The sequence below is a fragment of the Pseudoduganella chitinolytica genome (assembly GCF_029028125.1).
GTDB lineage: Bacteria > Pseudomonadota > Gammaproteobacteria > Burkholderiales > Burkholderiaceae_D > Rugamonas > Rugamonas chitinolytica.
The window spans coordinates 539,885-553,600 of the sequence record NZ_CP119083.1 but is presented as its reverse complement, the minus strand read 5'-3'; the positions used below and the strand labels follow the sequence as shown (position 1 = coordinate 553,600).

At 68.0% G+C, this 13,716-nt stretch carries 12 protein-coding genes and 1 pseudogene; 5 read left to right on the top strand and 8 right to left on the bottom strand.

What is annotated here, in order from left to right; genetic code table 11:
- Positions 1 to 81: 81 nt before the first annotated feature.
- From PX653_RS02505 to PX653_RS02485, 5 genes are all read right to left on the bottom strand, one after another.
- Complete coding sequence (locus PX653_RS02505) at positions 82 to 2,229, bottom strand: PhoX family protein (RefSeq protein ID WP_277416370.1); 2,148 nt, start codon at positions 2,227 to 2,229, stop codon at positions 82 to 84.
- Between the two features lie 92 nt (positions 2,230 to 2,321).
- Positions 2,322 to 3,884 carry a poly(ethylene terephthalate) hydrolase family protein gene (locus tag PX653_RS02500; protein WP_277416369.1) on the bottom strand — a complete coding sequence of 521 codons (1,563 nt, stop codon included), beginning with the start codon at positions 3,882 to 3,884 and terminating at the stop codon, positions 2,322 to 2,324.
- A 105-nt stretch (positions 3,885 to 3,989) separates the two neighbouring features.
- Positions 3,990 to 4,655: a glutathione S-transferase family protein gene (locus PX653_RS02495; RefSeq protein ID WP_277416368.1), complete on the bottom strand. Its 666-nt coding sequence runs from the start codon at positions 4,653 to 4,655 to the stop codon at positions 3,990 to 3,992.
- A 22-nt stretch (positions 4,656 to 4,677) separates the two neighbouring features.
- Positions 4,678 to 6,552, bottom strand: a complete 1,875-nt coding sequence (gene sppA / locus PX653_RS02490; protein ID WP_277416367.1) for a signal peptide peptidase SppA — start codon at positions 6,550 to 6,552, stop codon at positions 4,678 to 4,680.
- 59 nt (positions 6,553 to 6,611) lie between these two features.
- On the bottom strand, positions 6,612 to 8,096 hold the full coding sequence (locus PX653_RS02485; RefSeq protein WP_277416366.1) for a sodium:solute symporter: 1,485 nt from the start codon (positions 8,094 to 8,096) through the stop codon (positions 6,612 to 6,614).
- Between the two features lie 92 nt (positions 8,097 to 8,188).
- Here PX653_RS02485 and dgt point away from each other — a divergent pair, with 92 nt between their 5' ends.
- The 3 genes from dgt (at position 8,189) to PX653_RS02470 (ending at position 10,850) form a co-directional block, all read left to right on the top strand.
- Positions 8,189 to 9,415: a dGTP triphosphohydrolase gene (gene dgt / locus PX653_RS02480; protein ID WP_277416365.1), complete on the top strand. Its 1,227-nt coding sequence runs from the start codon at positions 8,189 to 8,191 to the stop codon at positions 9,413 to 9,415.
- Positions 9,412 to 10,470: an acyl-CoA dehydrogenase family protein gene (locus PX653_RS02475; protein WP_277416364.1), complete on the top strand. Its 1,059-nt coding sequence runs from the start codon at positions 9,412 to 9,414 to the stop codon at positions 10,468 to 10,470. Before dgt ends, PX653_RS02475 begins: the two co-directional genes overlap by 4 nt.
- A gap of 65 nt (positions 10,471 to 10,535) precedes the next feature.
- On the top strand, positions 10,536 to 10,850 hold the full coding sequence (locus tag PX653_RS02470) for a DUF3861 domain-containing protein (RefSeq protein WP_277416363.1): 315 nt from the start codon (positions 10,536 to 10,538) through the stop codon (positions 10,848 to 10,850).
- On the opposite strand, the gene PX653_RS02465 is transcribed toward PX653_RS02470, so the two are convergent.
- The gene (locus tag PX653_RS02465) at positions 10,851 to 12,059 is read right to left on the bottom strand and encodes an MFS transporter (RefSeq protein WP_277416362.1); all 1,209 of its coding nucleotides are present in this window, start codon (positions 12,057 to 12,059) and stop codon (positions 10,851 to 10,853) included.
- A gap of 100 nt (positions 12,060 to 12,159) precedes the next feature.
- Here PX653_RS02465 and PX653_RS02460 point away from each other — a divergent pair, with 100 nt between their 5' ends.
- Positions 12,160 to 12,387 (top strand): DUF3820 family protein, encoded by a 228-nt coding sequence (locus PX653_RS02460; RefSeq protein WP_277418496.1) that lies wholly within the window; start codon positions 12,160 to 12,162, stop codon positions 12,385 to 12,387.
- On the opposite strand, the gene PX653_RS02455 is transcribed toward PX653_RS02460, so the two are convergent.
- Positions 12,371 to 12,763, bottom strand: a complete 393-nt coding sequence (locus PX653_RS02455) for a PPC domain-containing DNA-binding protein (protein ID WP_277416361.1) — start codon at positions 12,761 to 12,763, stop codon at positions 12,371 to 12,373. The two genes, PX653_RS02460 and PX653_RS02455, sit on opposite strands and share 17 nt — an antisense overlap.
- A gap of 256 nt (positions 12,764 to 13,019) precedes the next feature.
- On the opposite strand from PX653_RS02455, the gene PX653_RS02450 reads away from it, so the two are divergent.
- Positions 13,020 to 13,382, top strand: coding sequence for a KGG domain-containing protein (locus PX653_RS02450; protein WP_277416360.1), 363 nt, complete (start codon positions 13,020 to 13,022; stop codon positions 13,380 to 13,382).
- 122 nt (positions 13,383 to 13,504) lie between these two features.
- Here the strand turns inward: PX653_RS02450 and PX653_RS02445 are convergent.
- A pseudogene (locus PX653_RS02445) lies at positions 13,505 to 13,714 on the bottom strand (IS1595-like element ISJsp4 family transposase); the annotation flags it as partial.
- Positions 13,715 to 13,716: the final 2 nt, after the last annotated feature.

Genomic DNA, 13,716 nt, shown 5'->3' with positions numbered 1-13,716 from the left:
TCCGGGAGGAAGGCGGCACTGGCGGGATGAATGCCGCCGGCGGCATCGGGCCCGCCCCCGACGCTGCCGGCGCCAGCGCCGTCAGATGCCGATGACGCCACCGTCCTCGCGCGTGATGACGACGGTTGCGGAGCGCACGATGCCGCCATCGCCGACGGCGACCTTGTCCGGCCACGTCATCGCCTCGATGGCGAGGTCGCGCGGCTGCTCCGTGCCGGGGTGCTGGATGTTGACGAACAGCGCGCGGCCGTCGGCCGTCAGCGCCGCACCGCACACTTCGGCGCCGTCCGGCGCCAGCAGGAAGCGCTTGACCTGGCCCGTGCGGGTGTCCATCGCCAGCAGGACGTCGCCGCCCAGGCCCGACCAGTCCGTGCCTGCACCCGTCCAGTCGGACGACTTCAGCCCGTCGGCCGCATCGGTGCCGATCCACAGGCGCTGCCAGGCATCGAACATCACGCTGTCGGGCGAACTGAAGGCGTCGCCGTTGATCGTGCCGCGGTTGTCGGCGCCCGGCGTGTCGGCCTTGCCCGTGCCTGCCAGCACGACCATCTCCCACGCGAAGCGGGTGCCGGTCACGTCGCCGCCGGTGTCGCGCATGCGGATGATGTGGCCGTGCAGGTTCTTGTCGCGTGGGTTGGTCGCGCTCTTCGGCTGCGCGGCGCGTGGCGCGGCCGTGGTGCCGCCCGGTGCCGTAGCGCTGCCGCGCCCCGTGTTGTTCGACATCGTCGCGTAGACCCAGCCGCTGCCAGGGTCCGACGCGATCCATTCCGGCCGGTCCATCTGCGTCGCCCCCAGCCTGTCGGCCGCCAGGCGCGCCCAGATCAGCACCGAAGCCTGGTCGGGGAAGCCGTTTTCCGCCGTCAGGCCGTTCTGGCCGTGCACCAGCGGCAGCCATTCGCCGCTGCCGTCCGCGTTGTACTTCGCCACGTACAGCGTGCCCTCGTCCAGCAGGCCGCGGTTGGCCTTGCGGTCGTCCGGGTTCATCGGCTTGGCGGTGACGAACCTGTAGACGTAGTCGAAGCCCTGGTCGTCGCCCATGTAGAACGCCACGCGGCGGTCGGCATTGACGAGATGCGCCACGTTCTCGTGGGCGAAGCGGCCCAACGCCGTGCGCTTGACGGGCTGCCAGTCCGGGTCGTACGGGTCGATCTCGACGACCCAGCCGAAGCGGTTGGTTTCGTTCGGCTCCACGGCCAGGTCGAAGCGCTTGTCCAGGAAGTGCCACGTGTAGTCGCGTGCGTAGCCGCTGACGATGTTGTAGCGCGCCCAGCGCGGATCCTCGAAACGGGGGTCCTTCGGATTCATCTCGCGCGTGGCGAAGTAGTTCTTGTGGCTGTCCTCCTCGCACGTCAGGTAGGTGCCCCATGGCGTGGCGCCGCTGCCGCAGTTGCCCAAGGTGCCGCGCGCCAGCACGCCCGCGGGGTCGGCGCTCGTCCGCATGGCCGCATGGCCGCGCGCCGGGCCGCCGATGGCGATCGGCGTGTCCGCATGGACCTTGCGCGCATACGCGGAGTCGCGCTGCACCTGCCATTGGCCGGAAGCGTCGCGGTAGACCTCCGCCACCGACACGCCGTGATACGCCTTCTGCTTGCGCACCACATCGGGGTTCACCGCCGTCTCGCCGGCGGGGTCGAGCTTGGCCGGGTCCGTGCTGGCCGTAACGCCGACGAAGCGGAAGCCGCTGATGACGTTGGCGCGCGCCGCCTCGTGGTTGATCGCCAGCAGGCCCCGGTCGCTGCTGTTCGAGCCGGACGGCGAGCCGTACGGCAGCGGGAAGAAGGCCAGGCCGTCGTGGTTGTCGCCGAACTGCAGTTCCGCCTCGGCGCCGGTGGTATCGAAGCGGCGCGCCGCCGACGAGCGGAACGCGGGGGCGCCCAGCTTGCTGCCGATCGGGTCGCCCTGCTTCGTCAACGCGCGCCAAAGGTAACCCGGCGGGACGACCAGCTCGTTCCCGGCGATCATCGGCGTGCGCTGGACGCTGGCGAAGTTCAGCGTATTGGCCGGAATGACGGGCGGGGCCGGCTCGACCGGCGGGGTCGGCGTGACCGGCGCCGTGGTGGGCACGCTGTCGCCGTCACCGCCACAACCGAACAGTGATAGCGCTACCGTCACCAGCCCGCCGGTCAGGATCGCGCGGCGTTTGGCCAGGACGATATCGCCGATATAGGGGTTGCCGGAACGGTTGGTGCCGAAGTCTTCGGGTTCGAGCGGGCGGGAGATCTTGCTCATGCGGGGTGGGCCTTTCCTCAAGTAATGACAAGGTAAATAAAGGCCCGGATTGTAAGGGGCTGTCATGACGAGGTCATGACAGCCCTCGCCCGCTAGCGCGATGCCTGCGCCGGCGCCAGCGTGGCCAGCCGCGTGGCGGCATTGACGTTGCCGGGGTCGAGCGCCAGCGAACGCCGGTAGCTCGTCACCGCCGCCGCCGTGTTGCCGGTATGTTCCTGCGCCTCGCCCAGGCTGTCGAACAGATTGGCGTTGTCCGGGTACAGCGTGGTGCCGAACGTGAACATGGCAATGGCGTCGTTCACGTTGCCAGCCTGGCGCAACAGCGCATAGCCCCAGCTGTTGATCTCGTGGTCCGACAGCACGAAGGCCTTGTTGCGCTGGTTCAGCTCGCGGTACAACTCGGTCGCGTGGCCGAAGCCACGCTGCGCCAGCGCCGCCGTGAAGCCCTCGCGGTTCGGCACCGGACCGGGGCGCGCTGGCGTGTGCCGCAACAGCGCCAGGTGCCGTGGCACGCCATTCTCGGCCGGTGCCTTGCCCAGGAACGCCTTGCCGGCCGCATCGTTTTTCAGCGTCGCGTTGAGGAATTGCAGCATGTAGCGGGCCGTCCAATGGTAGGCCTGCTCGACTTCGGCGCGGCTGTATTCCCTGAAATAGCCGGGGTTGGCCTCGCGCAGCGCGGCGGACGAGAAATCGGCATGCTGCATCGGCTGCATGACCACCTGGTAGACATCCGCATACGCCACTTCGTTGAGCAGGCTGAACGAGGTGTCGATACCCTTCTTGCTGAGCTCGGCGACCGTCTCCGGCCGGCGCTGGATGTACAGCCACGGCACGGTGATGCGATGGCGGTCGATGCGCCGGGTCTGCTCGGGCTCGCGGGTGCCGTCGAGGCTGATGAGCGCGCGGATGCGCTGGTCGCGCTCGGCCGCGAACACGTTCGTCATGCCACCCCAGCTCCATCCGGCGACCGCGACCTGCGTCATGTCCGCCTGCGGCAGGCTGCGCGCATGGGACAGCAGGAACTGGATGTCGCGCATCTGCGTCTCGACGCCTTCCGTATCCGGCACCAGCATGCGCGTACGCGCGCCCAGGTTGCGGCTGGCGATGACGATGTAACCGTGGCTGGCAAGGTATTCGCCCAGGTCGGCCGGCTCGTGTCCGGGGCCGCCGACACCCGGCGCATAGAGGACAACCGGATACTTGCCCGCCGCCGGCGCGGCGTCGCGCACGGCCCACATGCGCTGGGCCAGCATGGCAGCCGCGGGGCCAGCGCCGAGGCGGGTCTCGAGTTCCTTGCGGGCCGTGGCGACCCGGGCCTCGACCTGCGCGGTCGTCAGGTCGAACGCCTCGTCGGTCGCTTCGGTGCGCAGATAGTCGCCGTAGCGCACCGGCTCGCCGCCCTTGCGGGCCGGGTACCAGATCAGCGTCTGGATGGGCCGGGCGCGCTCGCCCTGCACGGGCTGCCCGGTTACGGCATCGATCGTACCGCGGTAGGTGCGGCTGGCGTCGTATTGCTGGACAGTTTTCCAGCCGACCGCCAGCGGACCGGGCTGCAGGCCGGCGAAGCCCGGGTCGGCGTGGGCAGCGCTGGACAAGGCAATGGCGATGAACAGCGTTGCCAGGGGTGTGGCAAAGGACACGACAGGTGGGGACATGCGCATTGGAAGGGCCGAAGTCTGGATCGGCACAGCATAGCAGTTCGGCTGCCGCGCAATTCTCTCCAATTATCGCGGCGGCCGGAACCCGAGGTGCCGTTCCGGCTAATCCCGCTCAGGCGCGCCCAGCGGAAAATAGGCGCGGAACGGGCGGGCTTCCTCGACGGCGCGGGCGAACGACGGCCGCGCCAGCAGCCGCGCGCGGTAAGCACGCAGTTGCGGATACTGTTCGCCGATCGGATGCGTCCAGTCGGCGTAGAACAGCGACGGCGCGGCGGCGCAGTCGGCCAGCGTGAAGGCCTCGCCTGCCGCCCACGTGCGCCCGGCCAGGTGCTGTTCCAGCCATGCGTAGGCGCGCTCGAGCTTCGGCACCGCCAGTGCCAGCGCATCGCGCGCCTTGGCCGGATCGCCCGTCAAGGCGCCGTCCACCGCCTGCTGCATCGGCGCCATCACGTGCAGGTCGAAGAAGCGGTCGAGGAAGCGCACGTCCAGTGCCGCCAGCGGATCGGCCGGCAACAGCGCCACCGGAGCGGGATACGTCAGCTGCAGGTACTCCACGATGATGCTGCTCTCGGCCAGCGTACGTTCCCCGTCCACCAGGATGGGGAACTTGCGCAGCGGCCAGCGCGCCAGCCATTCGACGCCATGGTCGGTGCCATCGGGCGCGTCCGGCCCGATCCAGCGGAACTCGAACGGCAGCGCGGTTTCGTAGAGCGCCACCAGGACCTTCTGGGTATACGACGAAAACGGGTGGCCGAACAGTTGCAACATGTGTCTTCTCCTCGGACGGCCGCTATTGCGGCGATGTGCACAGGCAGTGGGTCAGGGTCATGAACGGCTTGCGGTGGTCCGTCATCTCGTTCAGCCAGGTCAGCTCGCGCGCCACGTCGGTCGCCACACCCAGCGGCATGCCGGTGGGCGCCAGGGCCACGCCCGTTTCCTGCGTCAGCGCCTTGGCCACCGCCTGCGCGGCCGAGCCGCCGAAGAACTCCACCAGCTTGTCGAACTTGGAACCGGCGCGCTCGATGTAGACGACGCGGGTGCCGCCCGTCAGCTTGGCGCGGCGCGCGGCCGACTTCAGCGCGTCGCCGAAGCTGCCCAGCGTGTCCACCAGGCCCCGCTCCTTCGCCTGGGCGCCCGTCCAGATGCGGCCCTGGGCCACGGCGTCGATCTTCTCCGGCGTGCTCTTGCGGGCAAGCGCGACGCGGCGCGTGAAGTCGCCGTAGACGTGGCTGACGGAAGCCTGCAACACCTGGCCGAAGCGCGGGTCGAGCGGCCGGGTGGGATTGCCGGCATCGCCCAGCCACGTTGTGGGCTGGCCGGCGCTGTGGATGCCCACCTTGTCCATGACCTTGTCCACGGTGGGGAACAGCGCGAACACGCCAATCGAACCGGTGATGGTGGTCGGGTCGGCGATCACCTCGTCGGCCGCCATCGAGATCCAGTAGCCGCCGGAAGCGGCCACGTTGCCCATCGAGACGACGACGGGCTTGCCGGCCGCGCGCGTCAGTTCCAGTTCGCGCCGGATCAGCTCCGAACCGAAGGCGCTGCCGCCGGGCGAGTCGACCCGCAGCACGATGGCCTTGATGTCCTTGTCCTCGCGCGCCAGCCGGATCAGGTTGGCCGTGGACAGGCCGCCGATGGAACCGGGCGGCGCGATGCCGTCGCCGATCTCGCCGACGGCCATCACGACGCCGATCGCATCCCCCGTCATCGGCTGGCGCAGGCGGGCCAGGTATTCGTCGAAGCCGACCTGGCGGAACGACTTGCCTTCCGCATCCGGCATGCCGCGCTGGAGCACCAGCTCGCGGATCTGGTCACGCGTCTTCAGGCCATCGACCAGTTTCACCTGCTGCGCCAGCTTGGCCAGGTCGCCGCCGACGGCCTGCAGGCCCTCCGGCAGCGTGTCGATGGTGCGCGTGATGGTCCCCTTCGGCAGCTTGCGTACCGTCTCCACTTCCTGCATGTAGCGGGCCCACAGGTCGTTGTTCAGGTAAGCATCGGCCTCCCGTGCGGCCTCGGAAGGACCGTTGCCGATGAACGGCTCGGCGGCGCTCTTGAACGTGCCCACCTTGATCAGGTTGACGGTGACGCCGACCTTGTCGAGCGCGTCGCGGTAGTAGTTGCGGTACTGGCCGAAACCGTCCAGGATGACCGCGCCCATCGGATGCAGGTACACCTCGCTGGCATGCGCCGCCACCTGGTACTGGCGCTGGTTGTAGCTGGAGCCCCACGCCACGACGGTCTTGCCGCTGGCCTTGAAGCGGTCGATACCCGCCGCGATCTCACGCAGCATGGCCTGGCCGCCGCCTTCCATCTCGTCCATGACGAGGACGGCGCCGGCGATCTGCGGGTCGCGCGCGGCGGCATCGAGCACGCGCAGCACGTCGCGCAGCTGGACGAAACGGCGGCGGTCGTCGTCGTCCAGGTTGGCCAGCGCGGCCAGCTTGGCGCCGCCCGGCGTCTGCTCGACCAGCTGGCCGTTCAGGTTCAGCACGAGCATGGTCTTGTTCCCCAGCGGCTTGGCGCCGCCACCGAAGAACGCGAACAGCAGTGCGAGGACGATGGCAAGGAAAATCAGGTTCAGCACGGCGCGGCGGCTGGCGTCGATGAAGCGCCAGGTGCGGGACAAGCCGCCACGCAGATAGGATGCTACGGATCGGGACATCGAAACTCCTGCGGTAAAGAAGATATGAACAGGACTTTAACAGGCCATGCCTGAAAATCCTATCGTGCCACCGGGACAGCGCTGTCGCGCGGCGCCGGCGTCGAGATCAGCCACAGCCCGCCCAGCACGAACAGGCCATTGATGAGCAGGAGTTCCAGGCCCAGGCGGTAGCTGCCGAACAGCGCGCCCTGCTGCCACTCCAGCAGCGCGCACAGCGCCGGCCCGGCCAGCACGACGGCCGGCACCCAGCGCTCGCGCACCGCGCGGCGCGTCAGCAGGCCGAAGCCGAACAATCCCAGCAGCGGGCCGTACGTATAGCCGGCCAGCTTCAGGATCACGCCGATCATGCTGGCGCTGTCGATCCACTTGAACACCATGACCAGCAGCAGGAACAGCGCGCAGAAGCCCAGGTGCACGCGGTGGCGCCAGCGCTTGCGGGTCGCTTCGTGCAAGTCGCCTGCCAGCCCATCCTTGCGCTGGATGCCCAGCAGGTCGATGCAGAACGACGACGTCAGCGCCGTGATGGCGCCGTCGGCGCTGGGGAACAGCGCGCTGACCAGGCCGATGAAGAAGACCAGCTGGACCGCGGCCGGCAGGTGCTCCATGACGATGGTCGGGAACAGCCGGTCGCCGGTGGCCTGGATGCCGGCCGCGCCGGCGTACAGGTGCAGCAGAGCGCCCAGGAAGAGAAACAGCGCCAGCACGAGCACCAGGATGAACGTCAGCAGCAGCATGTTCTTCTGCGCGCCCGCCAGGGTACGCACGGAGATATTCTTCTGCATCATCTCCTGGTCCATGCCCGTCATCGCGATGGTGATGAAGGCGCCCGCCACCACCTGCTTCCAGAAGTAGCCGGGGCTGTCCACGTTCCAGTCGAAGACCCGGGCCAGGCCGGCGTCCTGCATCCGGGCGAGGCTGCCGGGTACGTCCAGCTGCAGCGCATCGAGCACGAACCACGTGCACGTGACGAGCCCCAGCAGCATGCCGGCAGTCTGCAGCATGTCGGTCCAGACGATCGTGCGCACCCCGCCCTCGTACGTGTACAGCAGGATCATCAAGAGGATGACGAGGTTGGTCGCCCAGAACGGCACACCCAGGCGGTCCAGGATCGTCGCCTGCAGGATGTTGACGACGAGGTACAGCCGCGCCGTCGCGCCCAGGGTGCGCGAAACGATGAAGAACGCCGCGCCGCTCTGGTAGGCACGCCGGCCCAGGCGCACGTCCAGGTAATGGTAGATCGACGTCAGGCGCAGCCGGTAGTACAGCGGCAGCAGCACGCCCGCCGTCACCAGGTAGCCCAGCACGTAGCCCAGCGTGATCTGCAGGTAGCCGAAGCCGTCCCGCCCCACCGCTCCCGGCACGCTGATGAACGTGACGCCGGACAGCGTGGTGCCGACCATGCCGAAAGCGACCAGGCCCCAGTGCGAGCGTTTGTTACCGATGAAAAAGCTGTCGTTGTCGGCATTGCGCGACGTGTACCAGGCCACGGCCAGCAGCAGGGCAAAATACGCGAAGATGACAAGGAAGAGAAAAGCGGGCGACATGGGCATCCATAGGAATTGCGATCGGCCAGCAATATACACCCCGGCCGCGCTGGTCTAGAATCGCGGGGTTCACGAACGCCGGGGAAACCGCCATGTACGACCGCGACACCAAAGACCATGCCAGGGAGCAGGAGCAGCGCATCCTGGCGCTCGAGTACCGCGTGCACGCGCAGAAGGATGGCCGCGCCGAGGGCCGCGAGGAATGCATGCGCGACTATGCGCGCGTGCTGTACTCGGCGTCGTTCCGCCGCCTGCAGGGCAAGATGCAGTTGCTGGGCGTGGACGCCAACAATTTCAACCGCAACCGCCTGACCCACAGCCTGGAGGTGGCGCAGATCGCCCGCTCGATCGCCGCCGACCTGGGGCTGGAGCGCAGCGTCGTCGCCGAGACCTGCGCGCTGGCGCACGACATCGGCAACCCGCCGTTCGGCCACTACGGCGAGCGCATCCTGAACGAGCTGGGCGCCGGCTGCGGCGGCTTTGAGGGCAACGCGCAGGCGTTCCGCATCCTGCGCACGCTGGAGAAGAAGCACCATGCCTATGCGGGCCTGAACCTGACGGTGCGTTCGCTGGCCGGCATCACCAAGTATTTCCATACGCGTGCGCAAAACCCGCGCAAGTTCCTGTACGACGACGACCATGCCTTCCTGTCCGGCGAGCTGGCGCGCCACGGCCTGGCGATCCGCAAGAGCATCGACGCGCAGATCATGGATCTCTCCGACGAGATCGCGTACGCGGCGCACGACCTGGAGGATGCGCTCAGCTTCGGCATCATCACCTGGGGCGAGATCCTGCACGAGTTCAAGATCAGCAAGGATTACGCCGCCGCGTTCCAGCCGTTCTCGCGGATTGCGCACGGCGCCCACGAGGAAGCGCTGAAGTCCGAGGCGCAGGCCAGCTCGGAGGAGTATTCCATCGTGCTGCGCAAGGAGATGACGTCGCAGATCGTCCACGAACTGTGCCGCGACATCGCCGTCGTCGATGGCGAACACGGCCCGGAGCTGGGCTACCGCTCGATGGGCGCGCTCGCCACGGGCCTGAAAAGCCTGCTGTGGCGCGCCATCCTGCGCAAGAAGGACGTGCAACTGTACGAGAAACGGGGCGAGAAGATCATCCGCGGCCTGTTCGAAGTATTGACGGACAAGGCCTACAACAAGGACAACGTGCTGCTGCCGCCCGAGCTGCGCTGCCTGCAGGACAGCCGCGAGCGCCTCGTGATCGACTACATCGCCGGCATGATGGATTCGTCCGCCGCGCAGGAATACGAAAAATACTTCGGCAAGGGCAGCCTGGACGAGATCTACTGGAAGGCCCGATGAGTTTTCAACTCGATGCCGCCACCTGCCGCGAGGCGGACGTCGCCGGCTGGCTGACGCCCGCGCAGCAGGCCCTGATCCACGCCCAGGACTGGCTGCGCATGCTGGCGCCGCGAGCCTGCGGTGGCGCCGAGCTGCCGCTGCCGGATGCAGTGCGGCTGGAGGAAGCCATCGCGGCGCAGGACGGCAGCACCGGCTGGGTCGTCACGCTGTGCGCGGGCGCGGGCTGGTTTGCCGGCTTCCTGGCCCCATCCGTGGCGCGTGCGATTCTGGCCACGCCGAACGTGTGCCTGGCCGGCAGCGGCGCGCCGACGGGTTACGCCGACCGCGACGGCGACGGCTGGCGCATCGCGGGACGCTGGGACATCGCCAGCGGCGCGCCCATGGCGACTCACTTCACCCTGAATGCCGTGCTGCGCGAACGGGGTGAGATCCTGCGCGACGACGCCGGCCAGCCACGCATCCGCGCGTTCGTGGTGCCGGCGCGCGACGTGACCGTCGAGCCCACGTGGCGCAGCATCGGCCTGCGGGCATCCGCCTCCCATGCCTACCGCATCGACGGCGCCCGGGTACCGGCCGACCACGGCTTCGCGATCGACCCGGCCTGCGCGACGGCACCGGGGCCGCTGTACCGCTTCCCCTTCATGCCGCTGGCGTTCGTCACGCTGGGCGCCAACCTGCTCGGCATGGCACGCCACTTCCTGGCGCTGGCGCGGCCGCTGCTGGGCACGCGGCGGCATCCATCCGGTGCCGCCATGCTGGAAGTGCCCGCCGTGGCGGCGCGGCTGGCGGCGGCGGAAGCGGCGCTCGCCGCCGGGCGTGCGCGCTTCTACCTGCTGCTGGACGATGCCTGGGCGGCAGCGCTCGCGGACACCGTCATCGACGCGGCCACGCTGCAGGGCACGTCGCTGCAACTGGTCGAGGCATGCCGCACGGCCGTCGACACCGTCTACCCGTTCTGTGGCCTGCAGGCGGCGCACGCCGACAGCGACATCAACCGGGTCTGGCGCGACTTTCATACGGCCACGCAGCATGCGCTGCTGCTGCCGGTCGACTGACACGCAAGCATGCGCTGCCGCCAGGCCGGACCCGGCTATACTGGCCGGCTGAAAGGAGGTCAACCATGAAACAACATCGCTACCGCGTCACCCTGGAACACCTGACGGATGCCGAGGGCGTCCGCTCCACCCACGAGCCGCTGCAGTTCGAGGTGGGCAACCACGACGACATCATCGCCATCGTCCGGCGCATGCGCAGCCGCGGCGACTTCGACGAGCATGCGGCCACCGCGTTTGCCGTCGGCCTGAAACTGTTCAGCGAGGTCATGCTGGAGCAGAAGGACCACCCGCTGTTTGCCGGGTTCCGGCCGCAGTTCCAGCAGTTCATGAAGGAGCTGAAGAAGGGACCGGCGCTGCCGGCGGACCCCCTGGGCAAGTAGTCAGTGCGCGGCCGCGGAGCGCTGCCCTGCCCGCGCCGCCACCGCGCGCTGGTCGAGCCGGTCCAGCCGGCCCGACCACGCCGTCAGCCCGTAGGCGCCCAGCACGACCAGGGCGCCGATCCAGCCCGTATGCACCAGTCCCAGCCGCTCGACGATGTGGCCGCCGCCCCAGGCGCCACCGGCGATCCCCAGGTTGAAGGCGGCGATGTTCAGGCCCGACGCCACGTCGACGGCGCGCGGTGCGTAATGCTCCGCCTGCTGTACCACGTACACCTGCAGGCCGGCCACGTTGCCGAAGGCGACCGCTCCCCACAGCAGCACCGTCAGCACGACCAGCCACGGATGTGGTGCGGTGAACGTCAGCGCCAGCAGCACGGCGGCCAGGCCCAGGAAAATGATCTTCAAGGCGCCCACGGCGCCGCGCCGGTCGGCCAGCTTGCCGCCCCAGATATTGCCGACCGCCACCGACACGCCGTACACCAGCATGACCAGGCCGACGGCGTTCGCGCCGAACCCCGCGACCTGCTGCAGGATCGGCGCCAGGTAGGTGAACGCGATGAACGAGCCGCCATAGCCGACGGCCGTCATTGCGTACACCAGCAGGAGGCGCGGCTCGCCCAGCACGCGCACCTGCTGCAGCAGCGAAGCGGGCGCCGCATGGCGGATCGTCGCAGGCACGAACAGCAGGCTGCCCAGGAAGGCGAGCATGCCCAGCGCGGAGACGGCCAGGAACGTCTCGCGCCAGCCGAAGTGCTGGCCGATGAAGGTGCCGAGCGGGACGCCCGTCACCAACGCGACCGTCAGGCCGGTAAACATGATGGCGATGGCGCTGGCCGCTTTCTCCTTCGGCACGAGCGACGTGGCGATCGTCGAACCGATCGAGAAGAATACGCCGTGCGCCAGGCCCGTCAGGATGCGCGCGGCGACCAGCGACGCGTAGCCCGGCGCCTGCCAGGCCAGCAGGTTACCGGCGCTGAACAGCACCATCAGCGCCAGCAGCAGCAGCTTGCGGGGCAGCTTGCCCGTCAGGGCGGTCAGGACGGGCGCGCCGACGGCGACACCCAGCGCGTACAGGCTGACCAGCAGGCCGGCGGAGGGCAAGGTGACGCCGAGGTCGGCGGCAATGGTGGGCAAGAGGCCGACGATGACGAATTCCGTCGTCCCGATGGCGAAAGCGCCGATCGTCAGCGCGAGCAAGGCAAGTGGCATGGCAACTCCTGTTAAAGTCGAGGCCACGCAGTATCCCGGCTTTTATCCTTGCGAAAAAGACCGGTTGAAGCAAACCATATTTGAATCACACTCAATAATGATGAATGCAGACGCCCTTTCCTTGCTGCTGACCCGTGACATGCCCTACGGTAAATACAAGGGCCACAAGCTGGCCGACCTGCCAGGCAACTACCTGGCCTGGATGTCGCGCGAGGGCTTCCCGCGGGGCGAACTGGGCGCGCTGCTGGCCCTGATGTACGAACTCGATCACAACAACCTGCGCGGGTTGCTGGACCCGCTCCGCCCTTCCGCTAACGCACGCCGATGACGAGTTCCGGGTAGCCGGTCGCGGCGTCCCGTTCGCGCCGGAACACATGGCCCGGCAGCACCGCCATCAGCAGCTCGGCCGTCGTGCGGACGATGCAGCCCGGTGCCACGTGGCCACCCGTCACGCGGCCCTGGGCATCGGCCACGCTCATGTGGAGGTGGGCGCCGTCGGGTCCGACCGTCCCCGCCAGGGTCAGGATCTCCAGGTCGCCCTGCAGCCGTGTCGCTGCCGCGTTTCCGGCGAAGCGCAATTGCGCGACCGACAGGCTGCCGATTCCCTGCAGCACGAATCCCGCGAAGGTATCGTCCGGAAGCATGTTTTCAACGGTGGCACGCAGGTCGGCGCCAGGGGCGAGCCGTAACGGTAGAGCTTGCATTTGGGTTCGCTTGTCGGGCCACAAGGGCCCATGAGATTGTGAAATGTTTCTACTGCTGTGTTACTTTCAGGTTGGCATTTGTCCTACAAAACACCCTCCTGAGCTCTTATAAAAATGACCAGCGGCGAGGCCTAAGATGAGCGCTCCTTTACACGACTTGCACCGAAATGCAGCAGCAGACGAGGCCCCGGGGCCCAGACTGGTTGGCAGGTCAGGTAAAGGATGTGCAATGTTCATATCATACAAGGAGAGAACCATGGCATCATCCAAAGAAGGCGGCAACAACCAAGGTGGCAACAAAGGCAACAACCAGAGTGGCGATACCAGCAACCGCGGTTTCGCCTCGATGGATCCAGAACGTCAACGTGAAATTGCCAGCGAAGGCGGCCGTGCCGCACACGCTTCCGGCAACGCTCACGAGTTCACCTCCGAGGAAGCCCGCAAAGCAGGCAGCATGAGCCACAAGAATGACGGCAATCGTCAGAGCGGCTCGCAAGGCTCCGGCGGTGGCGGCGGTGGCGGCAACAATGCAGGCAGCGGCGGCGGTACCCGCGGCGGCACGCCTGAGCAGCACGCCCAAGCCGGCCGTCAAAGCCACAAGAACGACGACAAGCGCTAAGCGCGATTCGTCGGACCAGCGCCCAGGCGCACCGTTCCGATAGGGAACACCGAAAGCCGCTCGCGAGAGCGGCTTTCGCTTGGGCGCTGTGCCCCCGTCGCAGTGAAGTAGCCCATCGGTACTTAGATGACGTCGAGCGTCAGCGCTACGCGCAGGAGATGCTGCGGCAGCGTAACCCGGCCGGCGTCCAGCACGTGCCGCCAGCCCAGGTAATTGGGCAGGTAGCGGCTGGCGACACCCAGGAAGTGGCGCAGCCAGCCCTTGAAGCGGCTATGGTGGCCGTTGACGGCCTGCACATGGATGAGGCCATCGACGCGGATGCCGGCATGAACGC

Excerpts from the sequence above, each read along its gene's own strand:
- PX653_RS02465 (WP_277416362.1), bottom strand. The coding sequence starts at position 12,059 with ATGCCACTTGCCTTGCTCGCGCTGACGATCGGCGCTTTCGCCATCGGG.
- PX653_RS02470 (WP_277416363.1), top strand. The coding sequence starts at position 10,536 with ATGAAACAACATCGCTACCGCGTCACCCTGGAACACCTGACGGATGCC.
- PX653_RS02485 (WP_277416366.1), bottom strand. The coding sequence starts at position 8,096 with ATGTCGCCCGCTTTTCTCTTCCTTGTCATCTTCGCGTATTTTGCCCTG.
- sppA (WP_277416367.1), bottom strand. The coding sequence starts at position 6,552 with ATGTCCCGATCCGTAGCATCCTATCTGCGTGGCGGCTTGTCCCGCACC.
- PX653_RS02460 (WP_277418496.1), top strand. The coding sequence starts at position 12,160 with ATGAATGCAGACGCCCTTTCCTTGCTGCTGACCCGTGACATGCCCTAC.
- PX653_RS02455 (WP_277416361.1), bottom strand. The coding sequence starts at position 12,763 with ATGCAAGCTCTACCGTTACGGCTCGCCCCTGGCGCCGACCTGCGTGCC.
- dgt (WP_277416365.1), top strand. The coding sequence starts at position 8,189 with ATGTACGACCGCGACACCAAAGACCATGCCAGGGAGCAGGAGCAGCGC.
- PX653_RS02495 (WP_277416368.1), bottom strand. The coding sequence starts at position 4,655 with ATGTTGCAACTGTTCGGCCACCCGTTTTCGTCGTATACCCAGAAGGTC.
- PX653_RS02450 (WP_277416360.1), top strand. The coding sequence starts at position 13,020 with ATGGCATCATCCAAAGAAGGCGGCAACAACCAAGGTGGCAACAAAGGC.
- PX653_RS02475 (WP_277416364.1), top strand. The coding sequence starts at position 9,412 with ATGAGTTTTCAACTCGATGCCGCCACCTGCCGCGAGGCGGACGTCGCC.
- PX653_RS02500 (WP_277416369.1), bottom strand. The coding sequence starts at position 3,884 with ATGTCCCCACCTGTCGTGTCCTTTGCCACACCCCTGGCAACGCTGTTC.
- PX653_RS02505 (WP_277416370.1), bottom strand. The coding sequence starts at position 2,229 with ATGAGCAAGATCTCCCGCCCGCTCGAACCCGAAGACTTCGGCACCAAC.